We start from the raw sequence: 12,888 nt of genomic DNA, 5'->3' as shown, positions 1-12,888 counted from the left end.
TTTATGCCTGTTCTTTGATTACAGTGCTACCAGACAATCGGTATATCGCACCTGTATGTGAACACACAGATTCTGCATTACCGGTTAACGGTAAATCTAACTGTTCACCGAACTCACTCATCCAACCAATTTGTTTTGCAGGAACACCTACCATCAATGCATACGCCGGTACGTCTTTATTAATTACCGCACCAGCTCCGACAAATGAATACTCACCAATCGTAACACCGCAAACAATAGTGCAATTAGCACCCAATGTTGCACCCTTTTTCACAAGCGTATTACGGTATTCATCTTTACGCTCAATGAGTGAGCGAGGGTTATATACATTGGTAAATACCATGCTCGGCCCACAAAACACCCCTTCTTCAAGGGTGACATTGTCATAAACCGACACATTATTTTGTACTTTGCAATAGTCGCCAATTACGACCTTATTGCCCACAAAAACATTCTGCCCCAATGAAACGCCACGGCCAATTTTTGCACCACCACATACATGTACAAAATGCCAGACTCGTGAACCTTCACCAATTTGTGCACCTGCATCTACAATGGCGCTTTCGTGTTGATAAAAACTCATACAGATTTCACCTTTGCCAATAATGGATGTGGATTTTCTGGCTGCTCAACTACAGGTGCAACACGAATAACTTCAACGGTTTCAATCGCAGCACGGTTTTCTTCTACCCCATAGCCTTTACCTTCCAAAATACGCTGGTAACTTTGGGTATGTAAATCTGTAAAACCACCTGAAAATTCAAGCTCTTCATTTTCAATGGTAATACTACGATACGTCAGTTTCTCGCCCTGTACAGCATTTTCAGGTAAATTATTGGCATCAATCGACAAGAACCAGCGCACACGGGCACGTTCATATTCCAAATAACCCGATGCTGTTTTTTCATCACGATAATGCACTTCATTTTTCATAATTTTGCCAAAAATAAAATGCAGCATGTCATAAAAGTGCACACCAATATTGGTTGCTACACCACCCGATTTATTATCAACACCTTTCCATGATTTTAAATACCACTTACCCCGTGACGTAAGATAAGTTAAATCTACATCAAAAATTTTATCTGCTGGCGCAGCTTGGACTTTATCACGTAATGCAATAATTGAAGGATGTAAACGTAACTGCAAAATCGAGTTTACTTTTGCGCCATATTGTTTTTCATATTCAGATAACAGATTTAAATCTTCTGAATTAAGTACCAATGGTTTTTCACAAATCACATCTATGCCATTTTTTAAGGCATATTTCATATGAGGTGCATGTAGATAGTTTGGTGAACAAATCGCAACATAATCCAGCTTTTCACCTTTAAGTTTTTGATCTTCTACATAAGCCTCAAACTCTTCAAATTCAGTAAAAAACTCGGCTTCAGGGAAATGACTATCCATAATTCCAACAGAGTCATTCACATCCATAGCAACGGCTAAAGTATTACCTGTTTCTTTAATTGCTTTTAAGTGACGTGGTGCGATATATCCTGCAGCACCAATAAGGGCAAATTTTTTCATGTTGTTCACTACAATTGATTAATTTATGTTAAAGACGGAATACAGTAAAACCTTGTGCTGTTAGTTCATCACGGTTAAACAGACTTTTGACATCAGCAATCACAGGTTTAGGATTATTTACATAGCTACGTAGCTGCTCGGGGCTAAGATGGCGGAACTCATTATGTCCGACAGCAACAACCAAGCTGTCTACAGGATGCTCTGCATCAATAATTGAAAGCTCCACCCCATACTCTTGTCGTACTTCTTCTGCATCTGCCCATGGATCACAGACCACAACCTGTGCACCCCAGGTTTGAAACTCTTTAATCAGGTCTTCAACCTTGCTATTACGGATATCTGGACAATTCTCTTTAAAGGTAATCCCTAATACACCAATTTTTGCACGCGGAACATCAATACCATTTTTAAGCATATGTTTAATTGTATTACGCGCCACATAACGTGCCATATTGTCATTAATACGACGCCCGGCCAAAATCACCTGTGGATGGTAACCCACTTCTTCAGCTTTATGGGTTAAATAGTAGGGATCGACGCCAATACAATGCCCACCAACCAAGCCTGGACGGAATGGCAAAAAGTTCCACTTACTGCCTGCGGCTTCTAGCACATCTAAAGTATCAATACCAAGCCGATCAAAAATAACCGATAACTCATTCACCAAGGCAATATTTAAGTCACGTTGGGTATTTTCAATGACTTTTGCTGCTTCTGCGACTTTAATACTCGAAGCTTTATGTGTACCTGCAGTAATAATACTGCTATAGACCTGATCTACCAGCTCAGCGATTTCTGGGGTAGAACCTGAGGTAATTTTTTTAATTTTAGTCAGGGTGTTGACTTTATCACCCGGATTAATTCGCTCTGGGCTATAACCGGCAAAAAAATCCTGGTTAAGTTTTAAGCCCGACATTTTCTCTAAAACAGGAATACAAACCTCTTCAGTCGCACCCGGGTACACAGTAGACTCATACACCACAATATCGCCTGGGTTTAATACCTGACCAATCGTTTCGCTGGCCTTTTGTAAAGGGGTTAAATCAGGTCTATTGACATGATCAACGGGGGTCGGAACCGTCACAATAAAAAAGTTGCAGCTTTTTAAATCATCCAAATTGGCTGAATAGGAAAGGTGATTCGCCTGTTGCAGCTCTTCTGGTGATACTTCTAGAGTATGGTCTTGACCACTTTGTAATTCTTCAATCCGTTTTTTGTGAATATCAAATCCAATTACCGGAACCTTTTTTCCAAATTCCACGGCAAGTGGCAAACCAACATAGCCTAAACCAATTACGGCAATTTTCAGGTCAGAGAGCTTTAGCATTTTAACGCCTTATTTATATACTATACTTATGAAGAGTAAATCTTTCGGCGGGAATGTTAACAGAAAATCATGAACGTTCTGTTATGATTTTTAGCCAAAAAATCTAAAATGCTTCCTTTTGTGTCAGTTTTTTGCAAATGATCTTTGTTTAATTTTGCTATATCTCACAATTTAGATACTTTTTGCCTCATTTTTCTGGCTGTGCTTGCGTATACTTTCGCAATCTACTTACAATTTGTTATATACCCTTAAAATAACTTCGGTAAACTATTTTTTATTTTTTATGATTTTAGAAAAATCGAGAACGGGAATACGTGTGAGACAATTTAAATCTATAATTCTACTGTCTTTTTTGGTGACAGCAAGCGGGTGTGCGGTCACCTCCGGCTTACAGACCTATGACTTACCTTCTGAGGGTGTCTATCAAACAGACTTGGGGACTTCGGTGAATGTGGTCCGGCTCACTCAAGATACTGTACTCGGTTTGCAACCGGCCGTACAAAATATTCAGCAAGATTATGCTCACCTGTTTACCCAGTCACACCGTAACTATAGCCTTAGTCCAGGCGACATTCTGTCGATCTATTTATGGGCCTACCCAGAAATTACCCCACCTACCAATACTATTAATAATGAACAGGCCATTCAGGCCAATGGCTATCAAATTGACCAAAGTGGTTATATTCAATTCCCGATTATTGGTCGCTATAAAGCTGCGGGCAAATCTTTAAGTCAGGTAAACCGTGAGCTGCGCAGTCAGTTATCGCGTTATTTAAAAACGCCTGATGTAGTAGCACGGGTTCTGTCTTATCAGGGCCAGCGTTACTCGGTACAGGGTAATGTAATGAAAGGCGGCCAGTTCTATTTAAGTGACCAGCCAACCAGTGTCTATACCGCTTTAGGTCTGGCGGGTGGGGTCAATGCCCAGCAAGGCAATAATGCTTCTATTACCTTGGTGCGTCAGGGACAGACCTATCATTTAAACAGTATTGAACTGGAACAAGCCGGTTTTTCTTTACATAATCTGCTGATTCAACCGAATGACACGCTGTATGTGAACAGCCGAGAAAACCAGAAAATCTATGTGATGGGGGAATCGGGTAAAAACCAGTCTTTACCGCTTCGAGATCAGGGCATGAGTCTGAGTGATGTACTTGGTGAAAGTCTGGGATTAAATCCATTGTCGGCCAGCCGTAGTAAAATCTATGTGTTACGTAGTCAGCCAAGTGGTGCACAAACCGAAGTCTATCATCTGGACTTAACCAGTATTGCCGACTTTGGTTTGGCCAATCAGTTTAAAATGCGCAGTAATGATATTGTCTATGTCGATGCATCTGGCCTGGCGCGCTGGCAACGTGTGGTGAATCAGATTATTCCATTCTCAAATGCTTTATATAATTTAGACCGTTTGGGGAACTAATGAAAATTAACAATATTCTGGTGGTCTGTATTGGCAATATTTGCCGTAGCCCGATGGCGGAATACTTTTTAAAACAGGAATTTCCGCATTTACAAATTGAGTCTGCCGGTATTTCCGGGCTGGTCGGTCATGCAGCCGATGACAAAGCCAGCCTGTGCATGCAGCGTTTAGGGATTGATATGAGCCCGCATGTGGCCCGAAAGCTGAATGCCGAGCTGGTCAAGAAAGCCGACCTGATTTTAGTGATGAGTCAGAATCAGCAAAAACATGTGGAACAGACCTGGCCCTTTGCCAAAGGAAAAACCTTTAGACTCGGCCATTGGCAAAGTAAAAATGTGGCCGATCCTTACCAGCATGATCAGGCGGTATTTGATGACACCTGCCAGCTGATTCAGGCCTGCATTGCAGACTGGAAAAAATATATTTAACTTTCGAACAAAAGACTATGAGCCAAAATACCAATACAGAAGATACCATTGACCTGAAGGAATTGTTTTTCTCCTTAATTGCCCAGTGGAAACTGATTGCTCTCTGTGTCATTTTAAGTTTGGTCTGTGCCTTACTTTATTTAAGAACCACACCAGACACCTATCAGGTCGATGCGCTGGTTCAGGTCGAAGAAAATAAAGGAGCATCTGCCGCCTTATTGGGCGATTTGTCCAATATGATTGAGCAGAAATCACCGGCTCAAGCAGAAATAGAAATCTTACAATCACGCTTAGTCCTAGGTACTGTAATTGACCGCCTAAATTTAAATATTCGCATTCATGGTACAGAAGACAGTTTCTGGAGCCGCTTACTGAATAAGCATGAGTATGACAGTGAATATTCAGGCAAATCGGTGCTGTTTAAAGACAACCAGAAAAGCTTTGATGTACGCAGCTTTGAGATTCCAGATTACTACCGCGATAAAAATCTGCTACTTAGTTTTGCAGAAGGTCAATACCGTTTAACTGATTCAGCCACAGAACAGGTGGTCTTTTCCGCACCACTGAACCAGACCAGCCAGTTACAGTCTGAATATGGCCTATGGAAAGTCGGTATTTATAGTCAGGACAGCTTTGATAGCACTTATCTGATCCAAAAGCAAAGCCTGCCTGCCGCAGTTCGTAGCTTGCTCGCTGATTATTCGGTGGCCGAAAAAGGCAAACTGACCGGTGTACTCGGTCTCAACTACCAGGGTACCGACAAGCAGCATATTACCCAGGTGCTCAATGCCATTTTAGCAGCCTATAGTCAACAGAATATTGAACGTCGCTCGGCTGAAACCGCACAAACCTTAAAATTCCTGGAAGATCAGCTGCCTGAACTCAAACAGCAACTCGATGTCGCTGAACGTGAATTTAACCGTTTCCGCCAGCAGTACAATACGGTCGATGTCACCAAGGAATCAGAGCTGTATCTGACCCAAAGCGTGACCCTGGAAACTCAAAAAGCCGGGCTGGAACAAAAAGTGGCTGAGGCATCGGCCAAATATACGGCTGAACACCCAATCATGCAGCAAATGAATGCGCAATTATCAGCAATTAATAAAAAGATTAATGAGCTAGATGGAACATTAAGACGCTTACCAGAATTGCAACGCCAGTACCTGCAACTGTTCCGCGAAGTGGAAGTGAAGCAACAGCTGTATACCGGCCTGCTTAATTCTTATCAGCAGTTACGTATTGCCAAAGCCGGTGAAATTGGTAATGTGCGTATTGTCGATACTGCAGTTGAACCGATTGAACCGATTAAGCCAAAAAAATTAATTGTTTTGATTTTGTCTATTTTCGTGGGAGGTTTCCTCGGCACACTGCTGGCCTTATTACGTAATATGCTGCGTAGTGGCGTTAAAGATTCTACCCAAATTGAAAATGAACTGGACCTACCGGTGTATGCCACTGTGCCGCGCTCTCCTGTACAGGAAAGCCGGATTAAACTGCTGAAGAAGAAAAAAAATATTCCTATTCTTGCGGTTAAAAATAGTGATGATATTGCCATTGAAAGCTTACGCAGTATGCGTACTGCCATTCATTTTGCCTTAAGCAGCGCCAAGAACAATATTATTATGGTTTCTGGTCCTGCACCGGAAGTTGGTAAATCCTTTATTTCAACCAACCTGGCCACCATTCTGGCGCAAAGCCAGAAACGGGTACTGATTATTGATGCTGACTTGCGCCGCGGTTATTTGCATAAATACTTTAATCAGCAAGCCCAACTTGGTCTGGCAGACTACTTAAATGGCCAGACTGAGTTAAGCCAGGTCATTAAAGCTACGGAAGTATCTGGTCTAGATGTAATTGCCCGTGGCAAGAGTCCAGCCAACCCGTCTGAACTGCTGAGTACCACACAATTTAGTGCCATGCTGAATCAGCTATCAGAACAGTATGATCATATTCTGATTGATACTCCACCAATTCTAGCCGTCACAGACGGGATTATTATTTCCCAGCATGCCGGGGTGAATCTGGTAATTGCCCGCTATGCCAAGACACAAATGAAAGAGCTTGAATTGACCATCAACCGTTTTGAACAGGTGGGTGTGAAAGTCAATGGTATTATCCTGAATGATATTCAGCGCTCCAGTGCAGGCTATGGTTATGGCTATAACTATTCCTATGCCTATAAAGCCAATAAGGATAATGACTAATTTTGCAGTGACCAATTGCTTTAAAAATCTCGCTACGGCGGGATTTTTAATCTTTCCAGATTACAACTCTACTCAACAGTTTGCATTGAAAAAATAAACTCGTCCGCCTATGGTGTGGAGAGCAAAAAACTCCTGAGAATCAAAAATGCGTCTATCAAAAATATTGCTTGCGACCCTTGCCCTCAGCTCATCCCTGACCTTTGCTCAAGGGATTGTGCTGAATGACCAGAACCTGCGTACCGACCTGAATTGGCTGAACCAGCAAGGGGTGATTCAAATCAGCACCTCCACCTGGCCCATGAGTGGCGATGAAATTCAGCGTGCCCTGTCTCAGGCGAAAATCAGCAACTCTGTCCAGCAAAAAGTAGTGGATGCAGTCCTCACTCATTTAAATGCCGATAATCAGCTTCTGAAAGCTGCGCTGTTTGCAGAAACTGATCACAAGTATCTGCCTCAAGCCTTTGGTGATCAGGAAAAATCACAATATCAGGCCGGTCTGGAACTGAATGCTGGCGGTAACCAATGGGATGCCCGATTACGGGTCAATGCTGAAAAAGATCCACAGATTGATCATGATCAGGATGTGAATGTAGAAGGCTCTTATATTGCCGGGAAACTCTGGAATCAGTGGCTGATTGCCGGCCAGATTCCGACCTATTGGGGACCAGGTCATGAGGGGAGTCTGATTCGTGGCGATGCCAGCCGCCCAGTCTATGGCATTACTGCGCAGCGGGCAGAACAGACTGCTTTTAGCAGCAAATGGCTGTCCTGGATTGGACCATGGCAATATCAGGCCTTTGCCGGTCAGCTGGACCATTATGATGCGGTTCCGGATGCCAAACTGATTGGCCTGCGTGTCACTGCTCAACCGCTTCCCTATCTGGAACTGGGGGCTTCACGCGCCATTCAGTGGGGGGGTGAAGGACGTCCGGAAAGCTTGAGCTCACTCTGGGATGCGTTTGTTGGCAACAAAGACAATGGTGGCACGGGTGAACCAGATCCATCGAATCAGATTGCCGGTTTTGATGCCCGTTTAAGCTTACAACCTTTAGTGCAAATGCCGCTGGGTGTCTATGCCCAGTATGTCGGTGAAGATGAAGCCGGCGGCCTGCCCGCGAAAAAAATGTATCTGGCCGGGGTGGATTATTCATCCAGTTACCAGAATATGCCCTACCAGCTGTATACCGAATGGGCTGATACCCGTACCAATGGCAAGGCACAAGGGATTTCCTATAATCATAGTGTTTATACCGATGGCTTCTATCAGCATGGTTATCCATTGGCCCATGCAATGGGTGGCGATAGTCAAATGATCTCAGTAGGCGGCGATATCCGTTTTGATCCTTTAAACCGTCTGCATGGCCGGGTACTGTTTGCTAAACTGAATGGGTCGGGTCGGATCACCAACGCGGCTTTCCCTGAGCAAGATGAGCTAACAGCTTTAGATATCACCTGGACGCATTACCTACGTCCAGATATTCCACTTAAACTGAATGGCTGGCTGGGGGATTCAGACCTGCATGGTAAAGATGGCGGTGCCTCAATCGGCATTGAATTCCCACTAGAAAAAGGACTGTTTAGCTACTAAGGCAGTTAAATGTCGTTTTAAAGACTCAGATTAGCACTATCTGAATACGCTTTCTGAGTCTGCCGATACCTGACCCATCTAGCACCAGACGGTTATTTTTATCTTAAAATCGCTGGTAAGGGTCGCTCGAGGCTCGGCAGACTCAGCTCAAGTTTCATTTTTTGCAGCATCTGATAAGGCTGCTGCTGCACAAACATATTCACAAAACTGGTTGGAATCGAACCGGCCGGATCTGCATAGCCATAGGTAGAGACCTTAACCCGGTTGGCGCCCAGTTTTTGAAAGGTCCAGTCGCCTTCATAATGGGTTAAACGCACATAGCTCGGGTTTAAGGGATAGCCCTGACTTGATATACGCTGAATTATCAGGAGACTTTCCCTTGGGAGATTCTAGGCAGCCAACTTATAAAAGTCTTCGGCCATTTGATTTGATGTCTTAAAACCCAAACCCTTTTGAATTCTTCGATGATTATAAAATAACTCAATGTATTTTATAATATCTGCTTTGGCTTCTTCTCTGGTTTGATAGTTGTAATGATGCACTAACTCATTTTTCAGTATTCCCCAAAAGCTTTCAATCGGTGCATTATCGTAACAGTCTCCGCGCTTGCTCATTGAACCTTGAAAACCATATTGCTCAAGTATATTTCGATATTCATGGCTGCAATATTGACTTCCTCTGTCTGAATGCACAATCAGTTCTTTAGTTGGTTTTTGATTGTGAATAGCCATATTTAGCGCATTACAAACAAGCTGTGTTGTCATGCGCTCATTTAAGCTATAGCCAACCACTTGCTTCGTGTAAAGGTCTTTTACCGCTGCTAAATACAGCCATCCTTCAACAGTCCATATGTACGTAATATCACTTGACCATGCTTGATTTGGTCTAGTCATTGAGAATTGTTGCTCCAGCAGGTTTTCATAGATCGCTCGATTATGGTCACTATTCGTAGTCCTTTTAAAACGCTTGTGTCGCTTACAATACAGGTGGTTCAGCGCTTTTATCTGACGTACAGCGTACATACTCATTTTTATACCCTGAGCTTGTAAGTATTTGGTTAATCGAATATAACCATAGCTCTGCCTTGTCTCCTCATGGGCTATTTTCACCAATATCGTCTGTTGATTTCGTTGAATCGTTCTTTTGCTCACGCCTCTCTTGAGCCAATCATAAAAACATGAAACTGAAACATGAAGTAATCGAGCCATTAAGGTAATTGGAAAAGAATATCTTTTTTGTTTCATATAGGCGTACCTTACTGACTTTCTTTGGCAAAGTACGCTGCTGCCTTTTTTAAAAATTCACGTTCCATTTCAGCTATTTTGAGCTGTTGTTTGAGTTTTTTATTTTCTTCGAGTAGAGCGTTTAGATCAGGTGAATACTGTTTTGTACCTGCTAAAGTTCCAGCCTTTGCTTTGGTATTCCAATTTGAAAGAGTTTGCATTGAAATGCTAAGTTGTCTAGCTGTTTCCGAGACATTGCCTTGATTGGCTTCAATTAATTTGATGGCTTCAGCTTTAAATTCTGTGGTGTAAGTCTTGTGTTTCTTGCTCATGGTAAACTCCTGATGAGTGTGTTTAGTTTACCAAGTTAAAACCTCCTGTTTTTTCAGCACACATCAGGTTGAGTGATGGGAGAGAATGTTCAAGAGTGGATTCTAAATGTTCAGATAAAGACATAAAAAATGAGCGTATTTACATACACTCATTTTTACTACATTTTACTAAAATTTGCTTAACTGACTGGCATTACCGAATACGGTGGCTTTTTTATGTGCGAAATTTATATTGCATACATCTTTCTGTATAAAAAATGTTTTATATATTCATACCGTTATAGTATAAAAATAAGAACATGACTATGATGATCTTTCCTACACCTTACCTGATCATAGAGATAGGTAAGCGCTGAACAGGAAAAGTCTGCTAGAATTTCAGCAACTTTTTACATATAAAATAATTGTGGGAAAATATATGAGTAAGGCCCTACCTATCGCTGTCGCTGTATTACTCGGCGGTGCCGCACTTGTTCCTGTTTACTATGCAACTAAAACACCTGCTACGCAATCAGCAACATCAACTCAACCAGCTGCAAATGCTTCTGCTGTCGCTAAAATCAGTTACGCCCTTGGTTATGAAGTTGCCCATCAAACGCCTCCAGAATTAGATATTGATAGCTTTGTCACTGGCGTTCGTGCAGGCCATGCTCGTGCAAAACCTGCATATACTGAAGAAGAATTACAAAAAGCATATGCTGAGTTCCAGCAAGAAATGCAAAACAAGCAGCTTGAAAGCAATAAGCAAGCACAAAGTAGCAGTGATAATTTCTTAACGGAAAACAAAAGCAAAGCGGGGGTTAAAACCACTGCTTCTGGTTTACAGTACCTAACAACGAAAGAAGGTACAGGTAAACAACCGCAAGCTACATCAGTTGTTAAAGTTCACTACACAGGTAAGTTAGTAGATGGCACTGTATTTGATAGCTCAGTACAGCGCGGCGAGCCAATTGAATTCCCGTTGAACCAAGTGATTCCGGGTTGGACTGAAGGTCTACAGTTAATGAAGGAAGGTGGTAAAGCCACTTTGTATATTCCTTCAAACCTAGGTTATGGTGCTCAAGGTGTTCCAGGAACGATTCCACCGAACAGTACTTTAATTTTTGATGTAGAACTCATTGAAGTTAAATAATAAAACCGGTACAGGAGAGCTTTTCGCTCTCCTGCTTTATTTTGAGACTCGGTCATGAAATTACAGATCAGTATGTTGTGTTTGGCACTCTGCTCAAGCACTGTATTTGCCAAAGATGTCAGTAATAAAAGTAGTGCTGCAGAACAAGTCGGTTATAGTTTTGGTTATTTAATGGGACGCAGTAATGCTGAATCCATTAAAGACTTAGATATTGATGCATTTGTTGCAGGTTTAAAGGCAGCATCTAAAGGTCAAGCTTCGTCACTAACAGATGAAGAAATGACCCGTGCCTTAACCCAATATAAAAAGCAAACCGAAGCGAAACAACTGATTGAACTGAAGCAAAAAGCGGATGCGAATGCCACCATTGGTTCAGCTTTCCTTGCTGAAAATGCCAAAAAACCGGGCATTCAGGTCACGAAATCTGGCCTGCAGTATCAAGTCATTCAAGCTGGCAAAGGTAAGTCACCTAAAGCCAATTCAACAGTGAAAGTTCACTATGAAGGTCGCTTAATTGATGGCACTGTTTTTGATAGTTCAATTGCACGTAACCAACCTGCGATGTTCCAAGTGAGTCAAGTCATTCAGGGTTGGACAGAAGGTCTACAGTTGATGAAAGAAGGTGCAAAATATCGCTTCTTCATTCCTGCAAATTTAGGCTATGGTCAAATTGGTTCAGCAGACGTCATTGAGCCAAATAGCACGCTGATTTTTGATGTAGAGCTCATTGAAGTTCTCCCGAAATAACAATACTCTCTTTAGGAGCATCGACAAATCTCGGTGCTCCTCAATATTTCTTCTTTCCATTATTTTCTTTTACAATTTTTTTGATTGATTTGACTTAAAATTCACATTGATATCTTATATTTATTTCACAAAAACCAATTTCCCTTTATTTTAAATCTCCATCAACTGTGTAGCCGCACATAAGGATTTGACCATGACCGTTAAAATTAAGACTCGCGAAATTCAATATACCGCAGCTGATGGAACTCAACTTTTTGGCTATTTTGCCGCACCAGAGTCAGACACTGCGATCGCAGGTGTGTTAGTTGCCCCGGAATGGTGGGGACGCAATGAATATACCGAACAACGTGCGCGCGAATTGGCAGAACAAGGCTATGCTGCTTTCGCTTTGGATATGTATGGTGACAAAAAAGTCACCACTGATGCCAAACAAGCTTATGAATGGATGATGCAGACTTTTGATCATGCTGACACCATCGTGACCCGTGCGTCTGCTGCATTACACACTTTGGCACAGCAAAAGGAAGTAAATGCAGATAAACTCGCAGCTATAGGCTTTTGCTATGGCGGAAAAGTCGTGCTGGATTTAGCTCGTTCAGGTGCTGAATTAAAAGCAGTGGTGACCTTCCATGCAACACTTGCTACAGCGACTCCTGCACAAACAGGACAAGTCCAAGCAGAGATTTTAGTGCAACATGGTGAGCTCGACTCGATGGTGAGCTTAGAAGATGTTGCGACCTTTAGAAATGAAATGGATGCTGCCCAAGTGCAGTATCAAATCAATATTTTTGAAGGCGCAAAACACGGCTTTAGCAACCCGATGGCGGATGAACGTGCCAAAGCCAACGGCGTAGATTTAGCTTATAACGCTGCTGCAGAACAGCAAAGCTTAGCGGGCATGTATGCCTTGTTAGCACGCCAGCTTGGTTCTTAAAGCCATAAGAACCACTACCAATA

At 42.4% G+C, this 12,888-nt stretch carries 11 protein-coding genes and 1 pseudogene; 7 read left to right on the top strand and 5 right to left on the bottom strand.

Annotation, left to right across the window (positions count from 1 at the left end; all coding sequences use genetic code 11):
- Position 1: 1 nt before the first annotated feature.
- Genes wbpD through tviB form a run of 3 tightly spaced genes read right to left on the bottom strand, consistent with a single transcriptional unit; the run spans position 2 to position 2,857 of the window.
- Entirely contained in the window at positions 2 to 583 is a 582-nt protein-coding gene (wbpD, locus tag FTV27_RS13345; RefSeq protein WP_168407453.1) for a UDP-2-acetamido-3-amino-2,3-dideoxy-D-glucuronate N-acetyltransferase, read from the bottom strand.
- Positions 580 to 1,530 (bottom strand): Gfo/Idh/MocA family protein, encoded by a 951-nt coding sequence (locus tag FTV27_RS13340; protein WP_180078966.1) that lies wholly within the window; start codon positions 1,528 to 1,530, stop codon positions 580 to 582. The genes wbpD and FTV27_RS13340 overlap by 4 nt, the downstream gene beginning before the upstream one ends.
- Positions 1,531 to 1,558: 28 nt before the next feature.
- Positions 1,559 to 2,857 carry a Vi polysaccharide biosynthesis UDP-N-acetylglucosamine C-6 dehydrogenase TviB gene (gene tviB, locus FTV27_RS13335; protein ID WP_180078965.1) on the bottom strand — a complete coding sequence of 433 codons (1,299 nt, stop codon included), beginning with the start codon at positions 2,855 to 2,857 and terminating at the stop codon, positions 1,559 to 1,561.
- A 316-nt stretch (positions 2,858 to 3,173) separates the two neighbouring features.
- Here tviB and FTV27_RS13330 point away from each other — a divergent pair, with 316 nt between their 5' ends.
- From FTV27_RS13330 to FTV27_RS13315, 4 genes are all read left to right on the top strand, one after another.
- On the top strand, positions 3,174 to 4,277 hold the full coding sequence (locus FTV27_RS13330; RefSeq protein WP_180078964.1) for a polysaccharide biosynthesis/export family protein: 1,104 nt from the start codon (positions 3,174 to 3,176) through the stop codon (positions 4,275 to 4,277).
- Complete coding sequence (locus FTV27_RS13325) at positions 4,277 to 4,705, top strand: low molecular weight protein-tyrosine-phosphatase (RefSeq protein ID WP_005181218.1); 429 nt, start codon at positions 4,277 to 4,279, stop codon at positions 4,703 to 4,705. Before FTV27_RS13330 ends, FTV27_RS13325 begins: the two co-directional genes overlap by 1 nt.
- 17 nt (positions 4,706 to 4,722) lie before the next feature.
- Positions 4,723 to 6,909, top strand: a complete 2,187-nt coding sequence (locus FTV27_RS13320) for a polysaccharide biosynthesis tyrosine autokinase (RefSeq protein ID WP_180078963.1) — start codon at positions 4,723 to 4,725, stop codon at positions 6,907 to 6,909.
- Between the two features lie 145 nt (positions 6,910 to 7,054).
- Entirely contained in the window at positions 7,055 to 8,497 is a 1,443-nt protein-coding gene (locus tag FTV27_RS13315; RefSeq protein WP_180078962.1) for a capsule assembly Wzi family protein, read from the top strand.
- A 98-nt stretch (positions 8,498 to 8,595) separates the two neighbouring features.
- On the opposite strand, the pseudogene FTV27_RS13310 reads toward FTV27_RS13315, so the two are convergent.
- A pseudogene (locus FTV27_RS13310) lies at positions 8,596 to 8,844 on the bottom strand (hypothetical protein); the annotation flags it as partial.
- A 42-nt stretch (positions 8,845 to 8,886) separates the two neighbouring features.
- Positions 8,887 to 10,052 (bottom strand): IS3-like element ISAba22 family transposase gene (locus FTV27_RS13305; protein ID WP_180078961.1). Its coding sequence is split into 2 segments (ribosomal slippage): positions 8,887 to 9,794 and positions 9,794 to 10,052, totalling 1,167 coding nucleotides; the frame shifts between segments, so codons are not numbered across the junction.
- Positions 10,053 to 10,470: 418 nt separating this feature from the next.
- Here FTV27_RS13305 and FTV27_RS13300 point away from each other — a divergent pair.
- The 3 genes from FTV27_RS13300 to FTV27_RS13290 all read left to right on the top strand — a co-directional run bounded on the left by FTV27_RS13300 (position 10,471) and on the right by FTV27_RS13290 (position 12,865).
- Entirely contained in the window at positions 10,471 to 11,184 is a 714-nt protein-coding gene (locus tag FTV27_RS13300; protein WP_078191625.1) for an FKBP-type peptidyl-prolyl cis-trans isomerase, read from the top strand.
- 54 nt (positions 11,185 to 11,238) lie between these two features.
- On the top strand, positions 11,239 to 11,931 hold the full coding sequence (locus tag FTV27_RS13295) for an FKBP-type peptidyl-prolyl cis-trans isomerase (protein WP_180011068.1): 693 nt from the start codon (positions 11,239 to 11,241) through the stop codon (positions 11,929 to 11,931).
- A 193-nt stretch (positions 11,932 to 12,124) separates the two neighbouring features.
- Positions 12,125 to 12,865, top strand: coding sequence for a dienelactone hydrolase family protein (locus FTV27_RS13290; RefSeq protein WP_180078960.1), 741 nt, complete (start codon positions 12,125 to 12,127; stop codon positions 12,863 to 12,865).
- The last annotated feature ends 23 nt before the right edge of the window (positions 12,866 to 12,888 follow it).

This window comes from Acinetobacter sp. YH12251 (assembly GCF_013417465.1).
Classification (GTDB): Bacteria; Pseudomonadota; Gammaproteobacteria; order Pseudomonadales; family Moraxellaceae; genus Acinetobacter; species Acinetobacter amyesii.
This window is presented reverse-complemented; position numbering and strand designations above follow the sequence as displayed.